Here is a 19812-nt window from a genome sequence, read left to right as displayed (position 1 = left end):
ACTGTCGCTCGGGCGATACGGTGACCGTCACTCTGGCGATACGGTGACGGAGTCACGTCGGTGACGCTCGCCTCTGTCATCCCGTGCGGGCGAGCCGCGAGGGGATTCTTCGTCTGGCGGCGCTGAGTCTCGGGGTTCGCCATCGTTGGTCGGGGTCCCACCATGCCGGCCCCCGCACCTGCGGGATGCCGTCGTTCATGCGGATCTCCCACCCGGACTTCCCCAGGGACCGGTGATGCCACCAGCACAACGGCACACCGTTATCCGTATGCGTCGGACCACCCTTCGCATGCTCGGTGACGTGATGGATCTCACACCATGACGCGGACACGTGACATCCCGGGATCAGACATTCCCTGTCACGGGCGATGATCGCCCGGCGTTGATGCACGGTGAAGACCCGATCGGTGGTCGTGATCGCGATGATCCGCCCCGCATCGAACTCCACCCGCTGTATCGTCCCCGAGCAGCCGATCTGCGCGGCGACGGAGACGGGCACGTGGGCACCGGAACCGGTGATCGTCGCCCACCCCCCGTTCCCGTCGTTCCCGCCGGCTGTCTGGGCGGTGTTGCCGAAAGAAGATCCCTGCGCGGTGTTGCCGAAGGCGGCTCCGGCGACGTGACTGCCGTCAGCGGCCAGACCTGTGGTGTCGAGGTGGGCGGTGGTGTGGGCGGCGAGGTCTGCGGCGTCGACGGTCACGACGAGGACCGGTGCCGCACCTCCGAGGGAGGGCATGTCGTTGTGGCGGGCCGCGATCGTGAGAACCATCGCGAGAGCATCATGACGCTTCTGCGCCGAAGTGCGGCCATCGAGCACACACCGCGGGTCCGAGTTGAACGGATCCTCACCCTCGACATCGGAATCGGCATCGGCATCGGCATCGGCACCCACACCGCCCACGCCAGTGCCGACGGCGGAATCGCCGTAGACATCGATATCACGACCTGTGTCCGCGCCCACTCCGTCACTCGGGGTGAAGTGCACGCCGGGCATGGGTGGGCCGTCGCCTTTGGGGTTGAGGATCGCGTCCATGATCGCCTGGAACTGTCCGGCGACATCCGGGGTCAGAAACCCGCGGATCGCATGCACCCCGTCGGTCAACCGGCCGATCGTCACACCCCGCCGGCGACACGCCCCCTCATCCTTCGGTTCCTCCCCATCAGGGTCGAACATCGACGCGAGATCCTCCGCGAGCATCGCCAGATCCTGCACCGTCGGCGCCGGACCCGCCACATCCTCCGGGTCGAGGTCTGGATCGACATCAGAGACACCGTCACCGTCACCGTCACCGTCGACCACGACACCGTGCCCGCGGGCACACCCGGCCAACGCGACATCCGCCGCCAACCGCTGATCCACGCTCAACCGATCCCACACCTTCTCGATCGGGCCCGTCGCCGCGAGAAACCCCGACACCCCCACCACACCATCCAGCAACGCCACCCGCAGCTCCGACCACCGCGCCGGCATCCGCTCCCCCGACAGACTCAGCGGACGCCGCACCAGATCGACGACCCTGTCGACCCGACCCGCACCCCGCACATCCACCCGCACCGCCCGCTGCACCACCTCATGCACACCCCGACACCCCACCGCATGCGCGAACTCACCCCCGTCATCAGACGCGACAGCCTCCACGATCACCGCCTCCGCACGCCGGAACACCGCCCCCGCCCCCAACAACACCCGGATCCGATCCGCATCACCCAACCCCGCCAGCACACCCTCAGACAACACCGTGTCAAGGTCGGCGATGACCCGATCCAAAAGCTCCGTCGTGCTGCCCATACCCACAAGCCAACCCGCACCCACCGACATTCAAGACCCCGAACCACCCACAAATACCCCAGACCAGAAGCGCATTCCAATCTCCCGGAATGACACGAAGAGAGCGCTCTCGGGTAGTACGCGCGAAGCGATGGCCGGCCCCAAGAGGAAGGGACGGGAAGGGACGGGAAGAGACGGGAAGAGACGGGAAGAGACGGGAAGAGACGGGAAGAGACGGGAAGAGACGGGAAGAGACGGGAAGAGACGGGAAGGGACGAGAAGGGACGAGGGAAGACGAGACGAGTGACGAGCAACACCCGACGAGCGGCGAAAGGCCCCGACCACCCGGCGAACCCCGAGAACGCGGCGAACCCTCGGAACCCCGAGCCCCAGAGCAGCGAGCAGCGAGCAGCCCGACAGTCGCGTACCCCGAGAACCCGGCGAACCCTCGGAACCCCGAGACCCAGAGCAGCGAGCAGCCCGACAGTCGCGTACCCCGAAAGTCCGCGAGCCCAGAACATCCAACGCAACGCCCGCGTAGACGTCCGAACCGGAGAACAGAGCGAGCCCCCTTCATACCCGCCCGGTCTGCATGACAGCGCGATCCGCGCAGCCCCGTGCCCGACAGGCCCGCCTACCCTGACCCGCACCCCCTACACACCCGCACCCCTTACATACCCGCATGATCGAAGGCGATCGTGGGCACGTCCACGACGTGAGATCCGCCGTCGGCCACGATCACCGCGCCCGTGACGTACGACGACTCCCCCGATCCGAGAAAGCGCACCACCGAGGCGATTTCCGCAGGCTGCGCCGGTCGACGCAGCGGCACGTCGGCCGTCACTGCGGCATACGCCTCTTCGCGCGATGCGAGCCCGGCATGGGTGGCGAACTCGTCCATCTCGTCGTCGGCCATCGGCGTCTGCACCCACCCGGGGCAGATCGCGTTCACCCGCACCCCCTGGCGCCCGTAGTCGCGGGCCAGGGTTCGAGTCAGACCGATGAGCGCATGTTTCCCGACCGTGTAGCCGGCGACCGACGGACCCGCGAACAACCCCGCCAGCGACGAGACGATGACGATCTGTCCCTTCGCTTCGATCAGCGCCGGCAGCGCCTCTCTCGCCATGATGAACGCGGTCGTGAGGTTGGCGCGGATGGCGGCCTCCCAACTGTCGTCATCGGTGTCGGCGACGGGCGAGAACCCGTGTCCTCCCGCATTGGCGACGAGGACGTCGAGGCGTCCGAAGGTGGCGAGCACCTCGGCGACGGCGGCTCGAGCCGAGACCGTGTCGGCGGCATCCGCGACGATCGGATGCGCCCCCACGGCTGCTTCCACAGCGCGCAGGGGTTCGACGCGCCGCCCCACGACGACGACGTGCGCCCCCTCCGCGGCATATCTCTCAGCGATCGCCGCACCGATGCCGGTGCCGCCTCCCGTGATGACCACGACCCGCCCGGCGACGGAGGATCCGATTGCACGTCCCATTTCTGCTCCTGTCCTGTGCGCTCCCGCGCGTCTACTCCTGTGCGCTCCCGCGCGATTCCCTCTTCTTCGCTCGCACAGGATCGATGCCTGTTGCGACGCGCTGATCCGGACGATGCGGGTCAGGCCGGAAAGCCCGACCTGGCTGAGTACCCGAAGTCGCTGACGACCGTCGTGTCGTTGATCGCGCGGCTGCGCGGCGACACGAGATAGGCCACGTGCGAGGCCACCTCGTCGGCCGTCTGCACGGGAAAGGACGCTGCAGCGAACACCTCGTCTCCCAGATCTCCTCGACTCATCGGTGTGTCCACGATCGACGGCGCGACGGTGTTCACCCGGATGCCGTCACCCGCCAGATCGACCGACAGCGCCCGGCCGAACTGCACGAGCGCCGCCTTCGACGCGCAGTACGGCACCATGCCGGCGGACGCGACGAGAGCCGAGTCGCTCGAGACCAGGACGACGGATGCGGCGACGGCGGCGCGCAGCGCAGGAAGCGCCGACGACACCACGAGGAATGACCCCGTGACGTTGACCGCGAACACGGCATTCCATTCGGTCAGCGAGATCTCGTCGATGGGCGACCCCACGGGGCCGGAGACGCCCGCGCAGCATACGACCGCGTCGAGTCCGCCGAGCGCATCCACCGCCTTCTCCACCGCGGCATCGACCTGGCCGGCGTCGGTGACGTCGGCCACGAGCACGACGGCGTCAGCGCATCCCCTCGCCACCTCTGCGAGCGATACGCCGTCGCGATCGAGCAGCGCGACGCGCACGCCCTCTGCGGCGAGCGCCAGTGCGGTCGCGCGCCCGATGCCGCTCGCGGCTCCCGTGATCAGAGCGGTCGTGCCGTTCAGCCGCAGATCCATGGTCTCTCCGTGGCTCCGCCGCTGCGCCGGTGGCGCTGCGAGGACGACGGTGCCTTCACCGTCATCCTGCTCTGGGTCCTGCGCTCCGAGAATGCGGTGACCTGCGCTGTGCGCGCTGGCACCATCGTCCTTCGCTCAGCGTCAACCGCCGCGAGGATCACGCGAGCAGAATCGCACTATCGGCGACGTCCCCCGTCGTCGAGGCCGTCCGCACGGGCGTCATCGAACAAAGGAGCCGACGTGGCAGACCCGACATCTGCGTCCACGACGCAGCAGCACCACACCTCTCTCCGACCCGGCGCTCTGGGCGTCGCCGGAATCGTCTTCCTGGTCCTCGCGGCGGTCGCTCCGTTGACAGGCATCGTGGTCGTCGCCTCGCTCGCTATCGCGCTCGGCAACGGCGGCGGCACTCCGATGTCGTTCTTCCTCGTGGCCGTGATCCTGCTGCTGTTCGCCGTGGGCTACGCGCAGATGTCGAAGCAGCTCGTCAACGCCGGAGGGTTCTACGCCTTCGTCGTGAAGGGCCTCGGACGCACGGGCGGGCTGATCGCCGGTCTGATCGCGACGCTCGGCTACAACTTCTTCGTCGTCGGCACGATCGGCACCAGCGGCTTCTTCATGCAGAACATCATCCGCGATCTCACGGGCCTCGACGTGAACTGGCTGGTCTGGGGTCTGCTGTCGATCGTCGTGTGCTTCGTGCTGGCGAGGGTCGGCGTGGACTTCAGCTCGAAGATCCTGGGGGTCTGTCTGGTGCTCGAGGTGCTGATGCTGGTCGTCTTCGACGTGTCGGTGCTGGTGCAGACCGGATACGACCTCGCGGCCTTCAGCCCCGAGGCCGTGTTCTCGGGCTCGTTGCCGATCGGGCTGCTGCTCGCCGCGACCGGTTTTCTCGGTTTCGAGGCGACGGCACTGTTCAGCGAGGAGGCGAAGCAGCCGCTGCGGACGATCCCGCGGGCGACGTACACGTCGATCATCGCGATCGGCGTGATCCTGGGCGTCACCACGTGGGCCGTGGTCAGCGCGACCGGCGTCGCGCAGGCACAGGTCACCGCGCTGGAACACCTGCCCACCGGCGACCTGATCTTCATGCTGTCGCAGCAGTACCTCGGCGGCCCGCTCACCACGGTCATGATGGTCCTGCTGCTGGTCAGCCTGTTCGCGGCGATGCTCGCGTTCCACAATTCCGCCACCCGCTACCTCTACTCCCTCGGACGCTCGCGGATCCTGCCCCGCGCCCTCGCGCGGACGCGCCCCAACGGCGCCCCACAGCTGGCCGGCATCGTGCAGGCGTCGTTCGCCGCGCTCGTCGCGATCATCTTCGCGATCGCCGGCGCGGATCCGATCCTCACCCTGGTGCCCGCGATGCTGGGCTTCGGAACACTGAGCGTGCTGATCCTGCAGGGGCTCGCGGCGATCTCGATCGTCGTGTACTTCCGACGCAAGGGCGACCGCCGCTGGTGGAGCACGTTCATCGCCCCCGGGATCGGGTTCCTCGGAATCGCCGCGATCTCGGTGCTCGCGATCGTGAACTTCAACATCGTCGCGGGCTCGGACGAGCTCGCGATCCGCCTCATGCCGCTGCTCCTCGTGCTCGCGCTGATCGGCGGCATCGTCTACGGCGCCTATCTGAAGCGGTCGAAGCCGGCCGTCTACGAGGGACTCGCCTCGGACCTCGAGCGCTTCAGCGACCGCTGACGCATCCGCCTCCCACAGCCACCCCCACGACCTTCCCCCTCCAAGGAGAGACATGACCACTCTGAACCCCGCAGACACCTCGACCTGGCTGCCCCTCGAAGGCCTCGCCCCCGGCTTCGACGCCAACAAGGCACCGCACTCCACGGCGCTCAGCGGCCGGGAGATCACTGTCGTCGATGCCCGAGGAACACGCATCTCGCACCGGTTCGCCGACACCACGGTGACCTGGGACTACCGCCCGGGTGCGGAGGACACCACTCAGGCCACCACCGACACCGACGACTACGAGGCCTTCGAGGTCGACGAGGACCTCTACTTCGTGCAGTTCCACCACAACTACCTGCCGAACGAGGCGATCTCCCTGGTGGTCGACCTCCGCCACGGCCGCGCGCTCGCGATCATCTCGGTGATCCTGCCTGCGCCGGAGCAGGGACGCACCCGCGTGCAGCACGTCTTCGCCCCCTCCGTGATCGAGGGGGCCACCGTGACCGGGGTCGAGCCCGCTCCCACCACGACGCTGATCGGCCGCAGGGTCGAGTGGGTGTACAGCGAGGAGCATGCGTACGAGCACGTCTACCTCTCGGAGCGCTGGTACTCGTGGCAGTGCCTCGCCGGCCCCGAGCGCGGTCTCGCCGACACCGACGAGAACAGCGTGTGGGAGGTGCGCCCCGGCATCTACGTCTTCGCGTGGCGCGAGAAGGTCATCCCGTGCGCATCCGTGACGATCGCCGACCACCGCGACGTGACCGCGATCCGCTCGCACGGTGTGCTCTTCGGCCTCGACGAGTCGGGCGAGGTGCCGACGCACTTCACCTTCGGCGCTCACGGCCGTCTGCTCTCCACGACCCATCACGCGGCGGATCTCGAGCCGGCGAACTTCGGGAAGCTCTGACGTCGTGACGGCCGATGCCGGCCTCAGCCGCGGATCTGTGATCCCCGGGCTGAGGCCGGCATCCGTTCGTCACCTCTTCATGCCTGAGCCGTGCGCCCAGGACCCGACACGACCTGAGACACGGCGACCGACTTGAGTCCCTCGACGCCGAACTCCAGGCCGTAGCCCGAGCTCTTCACCCCGCCGAAGGGCACCATCGGGTGCAGGCCGCCGTGCGAGTTGATCCAGACGGTGCCGGACTGCATGCGGGTCGCCACCTCACGCGCGGCGTCCGGGTCGCTCGACCACACGGACGCCCCGAGACCGACCTCGACCGCGTTGGCGAGCGCGAAGGCCTCATCGACGTCGCTGTACCGGATCACCGGCAGCGCGGGGCCGAACTGCTCCTCCTGCACGAGCGCCGCGTCGTTGTCGATGTCGGCGACGATCGTCGGGCGGTAGAAGAGCTCACCGAGCTCCGGAGCCGCTTCGCCGCCGGTCACGACGCGCGCACCACGGCTCTTCGCCTCCTCGACGAGCCGCGACACGATGTCGAACTGCGCCCGGTTCTGCAGGGGCCCCAGCACGTTGTTCTCGTCGAGCCCGTTGCCGATCGGCACGGAGGCGGCGATCCCGGCGAGCGCGTCGACCACCTCGTCGTAGACCGAGTCGTGCACGTAGAGGCGCTTCAGCGCCGCACAGGTCTGACCGGTGTTGATGAAGGCGCCCCAGAAGAGATCCTCGGCGATGGCCGTCACGTCCGTGCCCGGCAGCACGATCCCGGCGTCGTTGCCGCCGAGCTCGAGGGTCAGGCGGGCGAGATTCCCGGCCGAGCTCTCGATGATCCGGCGACCGGTGGCCGTGGAGCCGGTGAACATGATCTTGTCGATGTCGGGATGCGACGCCAGGCGGGCGCCGACCTCGCGATCGCCCGAGACCCCGATGAGCACGTCGGCCGGAAGCACGTCGTTGATCACCGCCAGCAGTGCGAGCACGCTCAGCGGCGTGTACTCACTGGGCTTCGCGACCACCGTGTTGCCCATGCGCAGCGACGGGCCGATCTGCCAGATCGTGATCATCAGCGGCCAGTTCCACGGGCCGATCGCTCCCACGACGCCCACTGCCTTGTACACGAGCTCGGCGTGCAGCGTCTCGTCGTCGACGAGCACCTGCGGGTCGAGCACGGTCGCCGCGTTGGTGCGCAGCCAGGCCGAGCAGGCACCCAGCTCGAAACGGGCGTTCGGGCCGTTCAACGGCTTGCCCTGCTCACGGGAGAGCAGATGCGCGAGAGCCTCCGCGTGGGCGTCGATCGCGTCAGCCGCGGCGACGAGCAGCGCGCTGCGCTCCTCATGGCCGAGGGTCTCCCACCCCGGCTGGGCGGCCTTCGCCCGCGCTATCGCGCGGTCCAGATGGGTGACCGAGTGCACGGGCGCGCGACCGATGACGTCGCGCGTCGCAGCATCCGGGATCTCTCGCCCCCCACCCTCCGGAGCCTGGATGCGGTCGAGCAGCGCGGCGGCTGCGGATGCGGCGGATTCGGACATCGGACTCTCCTTCGAGCGGGTCGCACACCGAGGATCCGGCGCGCTCATCTCATTGTCGAATGGGTCGTCGCGGCGCACTTGTCGAGGAGTGCGCCGCAGATGTCCGACCGCGAAGGGATGCGCCCCCGGGCGTTCAGATCAGGGTGAAGTCCTCGAAGATGAGGGTGGTGCGCGTCGAGCGGATCGACGGGATCGCCTGGATGTCCTCCAGCACGATGCGGCGGAGGTCACGGGCGTCGCGCGCGCGCACGAGCAGGATCACGTCGAAGTCCCCGCCGACCAGTGCCATGTGCTCGATCTCGGGAATCGTGCGCAGTCGGGCGCTCACCTCCTGCCAGGTGGCCTGCTCGATCGCCAGCGTGACGTAGGCGCTCGCGTGGTGCCCGAGGAGCACAGGGTCGGTGCGCACGGAGTAACCGGTGATGATGCCCGCGTCGGTGAGGCGCTTGATGCGGGCGTGGGCGCCGGCCCGGGAGATGTGCACGGCCTCGGCGATGGCTGTCATCGAGGCGCGGGCGTCGCGTCTCAGCTCCACGAGGATCGCCTCGTCGGTGTCGTCCAGCGTGATCATGGCACCCCTTCGTCCGGTCACGGATTTCTGTCAGTTTGCCACGCGAATCTGCAGGGATCGCGCAATCGTCCACGATCAAGTGAAAGTCGTGGACGACTGTCGCACTGCGGGGCAAGCTGGCGTCACCGAGTTCGGCAAGGAGGGCGGACGGATGGAACACGCAGAGATGCTTCCGCGAGACACGGCGGTGCAGCTGATCGATGCCGACGGCTCGGTCGTCGCGGATGAGACGTATGCGATGCCGAGCATCGAGACACTGCTCGCCGCGTACCGGGGGCTCGTCGACGGACGTCGCATCAACGATCAGGCCGGCGCTCTCGTGCGACAGGGGCGCCTGGCGGTGTACCCGTCGTCGCACGGCCAGGAGGCCTGCCAGATCGGCGCCGCGCTCGCCATCGCCGCCGAGGACTGGCTCTTCCCCACCTACCGGGACTCCGTCGCGGTGATCGCTCGAGGCGTGGCGCCCGCCGAGGCGATGGTGCTGCTTAAGGGCGACTGGCACTCGGGCTACGACGTGCGGGCCCATCGCGTCGCCCCTCAGGCCACTCCCCTGGCGACGCAGCTGCTGCATGCCGTGGGTTTCGCATACGCCGCGAAGCAGCGCGGAGAGGACACCGTCGTGATCGCCCTGTGCGGTGACGGCGCGACCAGCGAGGGCGACTTCCACGAGGCGATGAACTTCGCCGCGGTCTTCCACGTGCCCGTCGTCTTCTTCGTGCAGAACAACGAGTTCGCGATCTCCGTGCCGCTCAGCCGCCAGACCGCGGCCCCCTCCCTCGCGCACAAGGCGATCGGCTACGGGATGCCGGGGCAGCGCGTCGACGGAAACGACGTCGCCGCAGTGCTGTCCGTGCTCGGTGAGGCCGTCGATCGGGCGCGCTCGGGAGGCGGTCCGACCCTGGTCGAGGCCCACACCTATCGGATGCAGGCACACACCAATGCCGACGACGACACGCGCTACCGCGAGCGCGAGGAGGTGCGGGCCTGGGGGGCTCGTGACCCGCTGACGCGTCTGCGGACGCACCTCACCGGGGTCGGCGCGCTCACGGCCGAGCTCGAGGCGGAGTATGCGGCCGGTGCCGAGCGCATCGCGGCGGCGATGCGAGAGGCCCTCAACACGGACACCGACATCGACCCGGAGGACCTCTTCCGCTTCGTGACCGAGACGCGGTCCCCCCAGCGCGAGGAGCAGTGGCAGATGCTCCGCGGCGAGATCGAACGGACGCGGGCGGCGGATGCCGAAGAGACCGCGCATGCCACCACCGGAGGTTCCCGATGACCATCGCCCACGAGGACGTCCGCGTCGACGAGCGTCCGTCGCATGTGTCGACCATGAGCATGGCCGCGGCGCTGAACCTCGCCCTGGCCGACGCCATCCAGGCCGACCCGGATGTCGTGATCTTCGGCGAGGACGTCGGCGCCCTCGGTGGCGTCTTCCGCATCACCGACGGTCTCACCGCGAGGTTCGGCGAGGACCGGTGCTTCGACACCCCGCTCGCGGAATCCGGCATCGTCGGCACCGCCGTCGGCATGGCCATGAACGGCATGCGACCGATCGTGGAACTCCAGTTCGACGCCTTCGCCCTGCCCGCGTTCGAGCAGGTCGTCAGCCATGTGGCGAAGCTCGGCAACCGCACCCGCGGAAGCGTGCGGATGCCGCTGGTGATCCGCATCCCGTTCGGCGGCGGCATCGGCGGGGTCGAGCATCACTGTGATTCCTCCGAGGCGTATTACGCGCACACGCCGGGCCTCACCGTCGTCAGCCCGTCGACGCCGCAGGACGCGTACTCGCTGCTGCGCGCGGCGATCGCCTCACCCGATCCGGTGATCTTCCTCGAGCCGAAGAAGCTGTATTGGACCAAGGGCGAGGTCGACACGTCCGTCACGGCCGAGATCGGCACCGCCCGCATCGCGCGCGACGGCACAGATGTCACCCTCCTCGCCTACGGCGCCGCCGTGCCACTCGCGCTCGAGGCGGCCGAGGTCGCGGCATCCGAGGGCCGCAGCGTGCAGGTCGTCGACGTGCGATCGCTGTCGCCCTTCGACGATTCCACCGTGACCGCCGCCGTGCGGACGACGGGTCGCGCGGTCGTGATCGCTGAGGCACCGGGATACGCGAGCGTGGCATCGGAGATCCAGGCGCGCGTCTTCGAACGCTGCTTCGAGTACCTCGAAGCGCCCGTGCGCCGCGTCACCGGATTCGACACGCCCTTCGCCCCGCCGAAGCTCGAGCACTGGTATCTGCCGGACGTCGACCGCATCCTCGACGCGATCGACTCCCTGCACTGGGAGGACGAATCATGACCGCGGTGACCACCCGGGTCTTCCGTCTGCCCGATCTCGGAGAGGGGCTGACCGAGGCGGGCCTCGTGCAGTGGCTGGTCGCGGTCGGCGACACCGTCGCCACGGATCAGGCGATCGCCGAGGTCGAGACGGCCAAGAGCGTCGTCGAGCTCCCCTCGCCCTTCGCAGGTGTCGTGACCGCGCTGCACGGAGAGCCCGGCGAGACGATCGACGTGGGCGCGCCGGTGCTCGAAGTCGCCGACGGCGACGCGGGCCCGAGCGCGGGTTCGTCGGCTCAGGTCGAGCACGACGCCTACCGCGAAGAGGAGCGCGCGGGCTCGGGCAACGTGCTGATCGGCTACGGCACGACGGAACGGGGCGCATCGGGCCGCCGGCGACCGCGCGTGCAGACCCCCGCACGATCGACTCCGTCCGCGGGAACGCCCACTGCGATGACGGCGACGGAGCCGGAGCCGGCGCCATCCACGGAGACGGAGCGGAAGACCGTGCGGAGCGAATCTGATGCCCCGGCGCGGCGCGCCGTGGCGGTCCGCTCCCCTCTCGTCCGACGCCTCGCCCGTGACCTCGGGATCGACGTGCACGCGATCGCTCCGACCGGGCACGACGGCGCCGTCACCCGCGCCGACGTCCTCGCGGCGGCGGTGGACGTCGCGGTCGACGGCGCGGCCGCCTCGCATCACGGCTCCCCGGTGGGCATCGGTCGCCCGGGCGGTGGTCGTGAGGACTCCGACGCCCGCGCCGACGCCGCCCTCCGTGGAGATGTCGTCGACGGCCTGCCCGTCGCCTCACGCGAGCGCATGTCGGCGTTGCGCAAGGCCGTCAGCGCGAAACTCGCGCGCAGCCGCTCCGAGATCCCCGAGGCCACCGTCTGGGTCGACGTCGATGCGACCGACCTGTGGACGCTCCGCACGCAGATGGCGCCCGAGGGGGGCAAGGCGCCCTCGGTCACCGCGCTGATCGCACGCTTCGTGTTGATGGCGCTCGAGGACCACCCGGTGCTCGCGTCCCGTCTGAGCGACGACGGCTCGGAGCTGATCTCCTTCGACGGGGTCAATCTCGGCGTGGCCGCCGACACCGCGCGCGGGCTCATGGTCCCGGTCATCCCCCGCGCGCACGCGCTGAGCATCGAGCAGCTCGACGGCGCCCTGCGAGAACTGTCCGCGACCGCACGAGCGGGGTCCATGCCTCCTGAGCGGCTGCGCGGCTCGACGTTCACCCTGAACAACTACGGCGGACTCGGCGTCGACGGATCCGCCGCGATCATCAACCATCCCGACGTCGCCATCCTCGGCATCGGCCGCATCATCGAGAGAGCCTGGGTGGTCGAGGGGCAGATCGTCCCGCGACGAATCGCTCAGCTGTCTCTCGTGTTCGACCACCGGGTGTGCGACGGCGGATACGCGGCGAGCTTCCTGCGCCGCGTCACCGAGCTCATCGAGCACCCGCTTCGCGCTTTCGGGAGGGCGTGAGAGCCGAGCGGACGCACTTCGGGCATCACTCCACGGTGAGGTCACCGCGCAGCGTGGCGTCGGCGGTCGTGATGCCGATGATCCGGGCGTCCGGGGCCCCCGCGTCGTCCCGAGCCGTGTGGAAGACGAGGAGGCGTCCGTCCCTGTCGGCGACGAAGTACGCCCACTGACCCGACGAGACGACGTGCACCCGCGTTCCGGACGGGAACGCGGAGACGGCCGACGAGAGAGGATCACCGATCCGCACCTCGAGCGCATGCGGCGAGGCCGTGCCATCGGCTCCCGCCTCCTCTTCGTCGGAGACCGCGCCGACGGTGATCTCTGAGATCGTCTCGCTCTCGGCGACCGTCACCGACAGCGAGGAGACTCCGTCGGGGCTCGTGAAGATCGACGCTCCGCCGTCGTAGGCGGGCGGCGTCACCGTGGCATCGGGCACCGCAGCCGCAACCTCGTCGAGCGTGTCACCGAGGCGGATCGGGCCGACGCCCGATCCGGTGATCGACCACTCGCCCCAGGGCCCGGCGGCGTCACCCACCGGCTCTGTCGACGTCGCCGGGGGCGTCGCGGTCAGCTTCTCGACGAGTTCGGACTCGCCGGAGATCGCCGTCGCCTGCAGCAGCTCCGCGGCGGCCGCGGGGTCGATCGGTGCGGACTCGGGGAGGGATGTCTGCAGGTGCACGACCGCGTTGCCCACGGCGGCGAACCCGTGGAAGACTCTCCAGCCGCCTGAGGAAGGATCCGCGTTGAGCGCCCCCGCCAACGCACGGACGCCGTCCTGCTCCTCCGCGACGACCGACTCGAAGGTGTTGCGGCCGTCGTAGTCGAACTCTCCGCACTCGGCTGCTGCGCGCTCGAGCTGATCCATGCGCGCGGCTGCGTGCGCCTCGTCGGCGAACTGCATGGCGACGACGCTGTTGCGGGAGAACTCGGTGTCGCTCGGCATCGACCAGGACATCGTCCGGGTCGCCAGTGAGCCGAGCGTCTGCTCCATATAGAGCACACCGCAGATCGCGGGAGCGAACTCCGGTCCACCGCCGTCCGAGATCTGCTCCAGCACGTCGGACGGCCCGCTGACGTCGACCGCCGAGGGGATCAGGGTGACGATGTCGTCTGCAGAAGGCAGAAGCCACGACACTTCATCCGCGACGAAGGATACGGGCCCCGAGTACGGTTCCGGCGACGACGACTCTGGGGTCGGTGAAGGCGGCGGCGAAGCCTCCTCCGCGGGCGCACAGGCGGTCAGCGCGAGAAGCGCTCCGACCCCGACGACTCCGATGACGACCTGCACTCGTCCACGATTCACCACACGCATGACATGCCCTCCCGCTCGTTCGTCACGTCGAGATCCGACGTGCCCCTGCGGCGAGCATACGGACGCGTCGACCCGCCGACGAGAGTCGCGTCCATGTCGAGATCAGAACGAGAGGAATCGCATGCCGAGCACCGCATATCTCGGAGGCCGGATGCACGCATAGGCTACTCTCGCTTTACTGACCGATCATTCGGTAAGTTGATCGGGGCGACGCAGCGTCGCCTTCCCCCTATTGCAGAACGATGGAGTTCGCATGACGTCAGCAGTCTCCGCACGCAGCTCGACAGCCCGGATGCCGGGCGAGGAACGGCGGGTCCTCGCCAGCACCCTCGTCGGCACCTCGATCGAGTGGTACGACTTCTTCATCTACGCGCAGGCCGCCGGCCTCGTCCTCGCCCCGCTGTTCCTCGCGCCTATCGCGGAGGAGAACAAGGGGTTCGCGCAGGTGCTGTCCTTCGCCACCATCGGGATCTCCTTCCTCTTCCGCCCCCTCGGCGCCATCGTCGCCGGTCACCTCGGCGACAAGCTGGGGCGCAAGAAGATGCTGGTCTTCACCCTGGTGATGATGGGACTGTCCACCTCCCTCATCGGCCTGCTCCCGACCTATGCCGCGATCGGGGTCGCCGCACCCATCCTCCTCATCGTGCTGCGGATCCTGCAGGGGTTCTCGGCCGGAGGCGAATGGGGCGGCGCTGCCCTGATGGCCGTTGAGCATGCCCCGAAGAACCGCCGAGGGCTCTTCGGCGCCTTCCCGCAGATCGGCGTTCCGATCGGCATGATCCTCGCGACGGCGACTCTCTGGGTACTCACCAGCTCGATGTCGCCCGAGGCGTTCCTCGAATGGGGCTGGCGCATCCCGTTCCTGCTGTCGATCGTGCTGATCGCCGTCGGCTATGTGATCCGGCGCGCCGTCGACGAGAGCCCGGTCTTCGAAGACCTCCGTCGCCGCCGCCAGGAAGCCTCCGCCCCGCTCGGCCGCCTGTTCCGCAAGAACACCAAGCAGGTCGTGCTCACCGCACTCATCTTCATCGGCAACAACGCCGCCGGCTACCTGCTGATCGCCTTCTTCGCGACGTATGCGGTCACCGCCCTCGGGATGGAGCGGCCGCCAGTGCTGCTGGCCACGACGCTCGCGTCCTTCGGATGGCTCATCTTCACGCTCTGGGGTGGCCATCTCTCCGATCGACTCGGGCGCGTCCGCACCTTCCAGATCGGGTACATCGCGCTCGCGCTCTGGGCGGTGCCGATGTGGTTCCTGATCGACACCGCGAACATCTTCTGGTACTTCGTGGCGTTGTTCGTCATGACGTTCGCGCTCGGTCTCTCCTACGGTCCGCAGGCAGCGCTCTACGCCGAGATGTTCCCCGCCAACGTCCGGTACTCGGGCGTCTCGATCGGGTACGCGCTGGGCGCCATCCTCGGCGGCGCGTTCGCCCCGATGATCGCCGAGTCGCTGATGAACCAGTTCCAGGCGGCGTGGACCATCGGCGTCTACATCGCTGTCGCGGCCGTGATCTCGCTCGTCGCGGTCTCGCTGGTCAAGGAGCCCAAGGGCGTCGACCTGCACGCCTGAGCGGCGCACTGCTCCACCCACTCGACGGGCCGGTCGTTCATACGATCGGCCCGTCGGCCGTTCCTGCGGCGAGGGCGGCGATCGCCACCGCACGGGTGTCGGCCACGGTCGCCGCCCTCAGCACGGCTTCCGCAGCGGCCTCGCACTGCGCCTCGGTGACAGCGGCGAGCGCGGCGGCGACGCGACCGAGCGCCCGCGGCGTCATCGACAACGAGGTGACGCCGAGGCCCACGAGCACCGGTGCGAGAGCGGGATCCGCGGCGGCTTCACCGCAGACCCCGACCGGCAGATCCCACCGGCGACCGGCGTCGCCGACCGCCCCGATCAGCCGGAGGACGGCGGGCTGCCAGGGGTCGTTCAGCTCGCCGAGCTCGGCGAGCAGGCGGTCCGCCGCCAATGTGTACTGGGCGAGGTCATTGGTGCCGATGCTGACGAAGTCGACGACCTCGAGCATCTCCGAGGCGAGCAGCGCCGCCGAGGGAGTCTCGATCATGACGCCGACGGTCATGAGCCCTGCGGAGCGGGCGCTCTCGGCGAAGGCGCGGGCCTCGTCGACGGTCGCCACCATCGGTGCCATCACCTCGACGACCGCGGACTCCGCCTCGGCTGCGAGCGCCAGCGCGCGGAGCTGATCGTCGAGCAGCGCGGGCGAGCGATGTGCGATCCTCAGGCCGCGTATCCCCAGCGCGGGATTCTCCTCGGTATCGGCGTTCGCGAAGGGAAGCGGTTTGTCACTGCCCGCATCCAATGTGCGCACCACGACCCGACGACCGTGGAAGGCCGCGAGCACGCCACGGTAGGCGGCGACCTGCTCGTCGATCGACGGCGCGTCGACCCTGTCGAGGAAGCAGAACTCGGTGCGGAAGAGCCCCACGCCCTCGGCTCCGGCTGACACGGCGGCGTCCGCATCGGCCGCCCCGCCGATATTGGCGAGCAGGCTGATGCGTCGCCCGTCGGCCAGCACGGCTTCGCCGCTGAACGGCACAGCGACAGCTGCCGCCTCCGCCGCTGCCACCGTGGCCTCGTCGGGGTCGATCTCGACGGTCCCGCGGTCGCCGTCGACGAGCACGGTGACGTCGGAGACGATTCTGGTCGACCCCGCGACCCCCACCACGGCAGGGATCCCGAGCGATCGCGCGATGATGGCGGTATGCGAGGTGGGTCCGCCCTTCTCGGTCACGAGCGCGACGCAGTTGCCACCGGCGAGAGCTGCGGCATCGGCAGGCGCGAGATCGATCGCGACCAGGGCGAACGCCTCATCGCGGTCGGGGACGCCTGGCACGTCGATCTCGAGGATCTCGGCGACGAGACGATCACGGACGTCGCGGATGTCGGCAGCACGCTCGGCCATCCGCCCCCCGAGCGCGGTCAGCCCCGCCTCGTGCGCGACCGCGGTCTCCCACACGGCGCGCGCCGCAGAACGCCCCTTCGTGCGCACAAGCACAGATGCCTCACCGACCAGTTCAGGATCGGAGGCGAGAAGGCGCGACGCGTCGAGGATCGCCCGCGCCTCTCCGGTCGCCCGTGCGGTGCGGCTGCGCAGCTGATCCGCCACCGCCACCGACGCCCCTTCGATCGCGGACACCTCGCGCTCGCGGTCGGAAGCGGGGATGACGACGCCGGGATCGGGTTCGTCGACCGGAGGCCCCAGCAGCACCGCCGGCGCCGCGACTCGACCACCGCTCACCCCTCGACCGCGCAGCACGGTCCCGGCGCGCACGAGGGTCACGGGGACACCGGGGGTCGGGTCGGTCGCCCAGGATGCATGCTCGCGGGAATTCGGGCCTGCTGCCCGGGGCGCGGCCGTCGCGATCCCGGTCCCCTCGCCGAAGCCATCATCGAACAGGGCCGCCACGCGTGCGAGCACAGCCTCGGAATCGGCCCCGCTCGCCGAGAGCTCGATCTCGTCACCCTGTGCAGCGCCGAGGATGAGCACGCGGGTCAGGCTCGCCGCCGAGGCGTCCGGGCCGTCGGGCAACCGTCGAAGCCGCACGTCCGCCCCGGCCGATGCCTCGGCGATCAGAGCGGCGGGGCGAGCATGGATGCCGAGAGGATTGCGCACCACGACCACGCGTGTCACCGCGTCAGAGTCCGCCTCAGGGGCCAGCCCGGTCGCAGCGACCTCCTCGGGCGTCGAATCGGCCTCCGGCCCGCCGAGCTGCCCCGTCTTCGCACCCAACGCTGCCGAGGCCTCCCCTGCGACCAGATCGAGCGAGCCGCCGGACGCCGCAGACACGACGGCGGCGAGCAGACCCTCCACGAACGGCGCGGGCGTCAGGCGCACCGGCACATCGCTCGACCGCAACTCGAGGGCGAGCTCCGCGCTGAGCACCGCGGATCCCAGGTCCATCAGCACGAGCACGCCGTCGCAGTCCGACGCGAGATCGTCGATCTCCGCGGCCACGGCGACCGCATCCGTCCCGAGGACGGGTGCGCCGTCGGCATCCGCACCCGCCCCGGCGGCGACGCGCACGCGCACTCCCCCGCCCTGCACCATCTGCAGGGCGAGCTCGAGCGCCGCCTCCCCGAGTCGAGCGCTGTGGGAGACGGCGACGATGCCGATCATCAGGACGATTCCGCTGCAGGCGAGGCGGTCTCCGCGGTGGCCCGGGCGAGCGCCTCGAACAGCAGCGTGGTCGACGCGGCGCCGGGGTCGAGGTGACCGGCGCTGCGCTCGCCCAGGTAGCTCGCGCGTCCCTTGCGGGCGACGAGGGGCTCGGTGGCGTCGCGACCGGATGCCGCGGCCCGCGCCGCCGCCGCCGTGGCCGCACCGAGATCCGCACCGCCGGCGGCCTCGGCATCGAAGGCATCGACCGCCGGGGCCATCGCGTCGATCATCGTCTTGTCGCCCGCCTCGGCCTTGCCGCGAGCGACGATCCCGTCGAGTCCGGCCCGCAGCGAGGCGGCCAGAGCCGCGACGTCGAGGGAGGTCACCGGCCCCGCGGCCATTCCCATGCGCAGGAACAGGGTGCCGTACAGCGGGCCGCTCGCGCCACCGACCGAGCTGACGAGGGTCATACCCACCGTCTTGAGCAGCTCGTCGACCGTGTCGGGCACGCCCGCGTCGAGCTTCGCGACGACCGTATCCATACCCCTGGCCATGTTCGCGCCGTGGTCGGCGTCGCCGATCGCGGAGTCGAGCTCGGTGAGCCACTCCCTCTTCTCGGCGACCACGTCGCGGAACCCGTGGATCCATGCCGACAGCTCCGCCGTCCCGAGCGCCGCCATCAGACGCCCCACCGCAGGCCGGGGGTGTTCACGGGAGCGTCCCACAATCGCAGCAGCTCGTCATCGGCCTTGAGCACGGTGAGCGAGCATCCGGCCATGTCGAGCGAGGTGATGTAGTCGCCGACCAGGTTTCTGGCGATCTGCACACCCGCCTTCTCGAGCAGCGGCACGACTTCGCCGTACATGAGGTACAGCTCGATCAGGGGCGATCCGCCCATGCCGTTGAGCATCACGATCGCGGGTCCGGCCGCGTCGAGGTCCGCCAGGATCGGCTCGACGAGCTGGCGGGCGATCTCGGACGCCGGAGCCAGGGGCTCCCGGTGCCGGCCCGGCTCGCCGTGGATGCCGATGCCGATCTCCATCTGGTCGTCCGGAAGATCGAACGTGGGCTTCCCCGCCGCGGGCACGGTGCAGCTCGTGAGCGCCATACCCATCGAGCGCCCCTGCCCGACGATCCGCTGCGCGAGCTCGACCACCGCGGCGAGATCCTGGCCTTCTTCGGCCGCCGCGCCGACGAGCTTCTCGAGCAGCACGGTGAGCCCCACGCCACGGCGCCCTGCCGTGTAGAGGGAGTCCTGCACGGCGACGTCATCGTCGACGATCACGGTGCCGACGTCGATGCCCTCCATCGCTGCGAGCTCCGCGGCCATCTCGAAGTTCAGCACGTCGCCGGTGTAGTTCTTCACGATGTGCAGCACTCCGGCACCCCGATCGACCGCTTTGGTCGCGGCCTGCACGCGGTCAGGGGTGGGCGAGGTGAAGACCTCGCCTGCCACGGCCGCATCGAGCATCCCGACACCGACGTAGCCGCCGTGCAGCGGCTCATGCCCGGATCCGCCTCCGGACACCACCGCCACCTTGCCCTGTGCCTTGGGCGTCGCCCGCGTGATCACCTGGGTCTCGTGGTCGACGGACAGCTCCGGATGCGCGAGTGCGACGCCCCGCAGCGATTCGGCCAGCACATCGGCGGGGTTGTTGATGAGCTTCTTCATCGTTCGATCTCCCTTGATCTCTGCGGCGGCGAACTTTCGCGATATCGGAAAGGTATTCGTCACTGTCGAATATGCTCCTGCGCGAGACCGCCCGCAACAGTACTCGCGAGCGGGGGGTGTGATGACCTGT

The 19812-nt window shown here is 69.5% G+C and carries 15 protein-coding genes; 6 read left to right on the top strand and 9 right to left on the bottom strand.

The window, feature by feature from the left end; genetic code table 11:
- Positions 1-76: 76 nt before the first annotated feature.
- The 3 genes from DXT68_RS05045 to DXT68_RS05035 all read right to left on the bottom strand — a co-directional run bounded on the left by DXT68_RS05045 (position 77) and on the right by DXT68_RS05035 (position 4120).
- Positions 77-1789: an HNH endonuclease signature motif containing protein gene (locus DXT68_RS05045; RefSeq protein WP_162829110.1), complete on the bottom strand. Its 1713-nt coding sequence runs from the start codon at positions 1787-1789 to the stop codon at positions 77-79.
- A gap of 649 nt (positions 1790-2438) precedes the next feature.
- Positions 2439-3254 (bottom strand): SDR family NAD(P)-dependent oxidoreductase, encoded by an 816-nt coding sequence (locus DXT68_RS05040; protein ID WP_045252581.1) that lies wholly within the window; start codon positions 3252-3254, stop codon positions 2439-2441.
- Positions 3255-3373: 119 nt separating this feature from the next.
- The gene (locus tag DXT68_RS05035) at positions 3374-4120 is read right to left on the bottom strand and encodes an SDR family NAD(P)-dependent oxidoreductase (protein ID WP_045252580.1); all 747 of its coding nucleotides are present in this window, start codon (positions 4118-4120) and stop codon (positions 3374-3376) included.
- 240 nt (positions 4121-4360) lie between these two features.
- On the opposite strand from DXT68_RS05035, the gene DXT68_RS05030 reads away from it, so the two are divergent.
- Together DXT68_RS05030 and DXT68_RS05025 are read left to right on the top strand one after the other, a co-directional pair.
- Complete coding sequence (locus DXT68_RS05030; RefSeq protein ID WP_045252579.1) at positions 4361-5818, top strand: APC family permease; 1458 nt, start codon at positions 4361-4363, stop codon at positions 5816-5818.
- A 52-nt stretch (positions 5819-5870) separates the two neighbouring features.
- Positions 5871-6710, top strand: a complete 840-nt coding sequence (locus DXT68_RS05025) for a molybdenum cofactor biosynthesis F family protein (RefSeq protein WP_045252578.1) — start codon at positions 5871-5873, stop codon at positions 6708-6710.
- Positions 6711-6787: 77 nt separating this feature from the next.
- Here DXT68_RS05025 and DXT68_RS05020 read toward each other — a convergent pair whose 3' ends face one another.
- Positions 6788-8233 (bottom strand): aldehyde dehydrogenase family protein, encoded by a 1446-nt coding sequence (locus tag DXT68_RS05020; RefSeq protein ID WP_045252577.1) that lies wholly within the window; start codon positions 8231-8233, stop codon positions 6788-6790.
- A gap of 133 nt (positions 8234-8366) precedes the next feature.
- Positions 8367-8804 (bottom strand): Lrp/AsnC family transcriptional regulator, encoded by a 438-nt coding sequence (locus DXT68_RS05015; RefSeq protein WP_174233191.1) that lies wholly within the window; start codon positions 8802-8804, stop codon positions 8367-8369.
- A 151-nt stretch (positions 8805-8955) separates the two neighbouring features.
- Between DXT68_RS05015 and pdhA the strand changes: the two genes are divergently transcribed.
- Genes pdhA through DXT68_RS05000 form a run of 3 tightly spaced genes read left to right on the top strand, consistent with a single transcriptional unit; the run spans position 8956 to position 12577 of the window.
- The gene (pdhA, locus tag DXT68_RS05010; RefSeq protein ID WP_045252576.1) at positions 8956-10083 is read left to right on the top strand and encodes a pyruvate dehydrogenase (acetyl-transferring) E1 component subunit alpha; all 1128 of its coding nucleotides are present in this window, start codon (positions 8956-8958) and stop codon (positions 10081-10083) included.
- Entirely contained in the window at positions 10080-11108 is a 1029-nt protein-coding gene (locus DXT68_RS05005) for an alpha-ketoacid dehydrogenase subunit beta (protein ID WP_045252575.1), read from the top strand. The genes pdhA and DXT68_RS05005 overlap by 4 nt, the downstream gene beginning before the upstream one ends.
- Positions 11105-12577: a dihydrolipoamide acetyltransferase family protein gene (locus DXT68_RS05000; RefSeq protein ID WP_082068758.1), complete on the top strand. Its 1473-nt coding sequence runs from the start codon at positions 11105-11107 to the stop codon at positions 12575-12577. Before DXT68_RS05005 ends, DXT68_RS05000 begins: the two co-directional genes overlap by 4 nt.
- A 25-nt stretch (positions 12578-12602) precedes the next feature.
- Here the strand turns inward: DXT68_RS05000 and DXT68_RS04995 are convergent, their stop codons facing one another.
- Positions 12603-13712 carry a sensor domain-containing protein gene (locus DXT68_RS04995; RefSeq protein ID WP_162829109.1) on the bottom strand — a complete coding sequence of 370 codons (1110 nt, stop codon included), beginning with the start codon at positions 13710-13712 and terminating at the stop codon, positions 12603-12605.
- 430 nt (positions 13713-14142) lie between these two features.
- Between DXT68_RS04995 and DXT68_RS04990 the strand changes: the two genes are divergently transcribed.
- Positions 14143-15462, top strand: coding sequence for an MFS transporter (locus DXT68_RS04990; protein WP_045252573.1), 1320 nt, complete (start codon positions 14143-14145; stop codon positions 15460-15462).
- 37 nt (positions 15463-15499) lie between these two features.
- Here the strand turns inward: DXT68_RS04990 and ptsP are convergent, their stop codons facing one another.
- The 3 genes from ptsP to dhaK are packed head-to-tail and all read right to left on the bottom strand — an operon-like array spanning position 15500 to position 19682.
- A complete protein-coding gene (gene ptsP, locus DXT68_RS04985; RefSeq protein WP_082068757.1) occupies positions 15500-18028 on the bottom strand; it encodes a phosphoenolpyruvate--protein phosphotransferase in 2529 nt (842 codons plus the stop codon).
- Complete coding sequence (gene dhaL, locus DXT68_RS04980) at positions 18028-18690, bottom strand: dihydroxyacetone kinase subunit DhaL (RefSeq protein WP_045252572.1); 663 nt, start codon at positions 18688-18690, stop codon at positions 18028-18030. Before dhaL ends, ptsP begins: the two co-directional genes overlap by 1 nt.
- Positions 18690-19682, bottom strand: a complete 993-nt coding sequence (gene dhaK / locus DXT68_RS04975; RefSeq protein WP_045252583.1) for a dihydroxyacetone kinase subunit DhaK — start codon at positions 19680-19682, stop codon at positions 18690-18692. Before dhaK ends, dhaL begins: the two co-directional genes overlap by 1 nt.
- Positions 19683-19812: the final 130 nt, after the last annotated feature.

Source organism: Microbacterium foliorum, assembly GCF_003367705.1.
GTDB lineage: Bacteria > Actinomycetota > Actinomycetes > Actinomycetales > Microbacteriaceae > Microbacterium > Microbacterium foliorum.
This window is presented reverse-complemented; position numbering and strand designations above follow the sequence as displayed.

What these genes read in the sequence shown, in the direction of transcription:
- DXT68_RS05045 (WP_162829110.1), bottom strand. Translation starts at nt 1,789, where the DNA reads ATGGGCAGCACGACGGAGCTTTTGGATCGGGTCATCGCCGACCTTGAC.
- DXT68_RS05040 (WP_045252581.1), bottom strand. Translation starts at nt 3,254, where the DNA reads ATGGGACGTGCAATCGGATCCTCCGTCGCCGGGCGGGTCGTGGTCATC.
- DXT68_RS05035 (WP_045252580.1), bottom strand. Translation starts at nt 4,120, where the DNA reads ATGGATCTGCGGCTGAACGGCACGACCGCTCTGATCACGGGAGCCGCG.
- DXT68_RS05025 (WP_045252578.1), top strand. Translation starts at nt 5,871, where the DNA reads ATGACCACTCTGAACCCCGCAGACACCTCGACCTGGCTGCCCCTCGAA.
- DXT68_RS05020 (WP_045252577.1), bottom strand. Translation starts at nt 8,233, where the DNA reads ATGTCCGAATCCGCCGCATCCGCAGCCGCCGCGCTGCTCGACCGCATC.
- DXT68_RS05015 (WP_174233191.1), bottom strand. Translation starts at nt 8,804, where the DNA reads ATGATCACGCTGGACGACACCGACGAGGCGATCCTCGTGGAGCTGAGA.
- pdhA (WP_045252576.1), top strand. Translation starts at nt 8,956, where the DNA reads ATGGAACACGCAGAGATGCTTCCGCGAGACACGGCGGTGCAGCTGATC.
- DXT68_RS05005 (WP_045252575.1), top strand. Translation starts at nt 10,080, where the DNA reads ATGACCATCGCCCACGAGGACGTCCGCGTCGACGAGCGTCCGTCGCAT.
- DXT68_RS05000 (WP_082068758.1), top strand. Translation starts at nt 11,105, where the DNA reads ATGACCGCGGTGACCACCCGGGTCTTCCGTCTGCCCGATCTCGGAGAG.
- DXT68_RS04990 (WP_045252573.1), top strand. Translation starts at nt 14,143, where the DNA reads ATGACGTCAGCAGTCTCCGCACGCAGCTCGACAGCCCGGATGCCGGGC.
- ptsP (WP_082068757.1), bottom strand. Translation starts at nt 18,028, where the DNA reads ATGATCGGCATCGTCGCCGTCTCCCACAGCGCTCGACTCGGGGAGGCG.
- dhaL (WP_045252572.1), bottom strand. Translation starts at nt 18,690, where the DNA reads ATGGCGGCGCTCGGGACGGCGGAGCTGTCGGCATGGATCCACGGGTTC.
- dhaK (WP_045252583.1), bottom strand. Translation starts at nt 19,682, where the DNA reads ATGAAGAAGCTCATCAACAACCCCGCCGATGTGCTGGCCGAATCGCTG.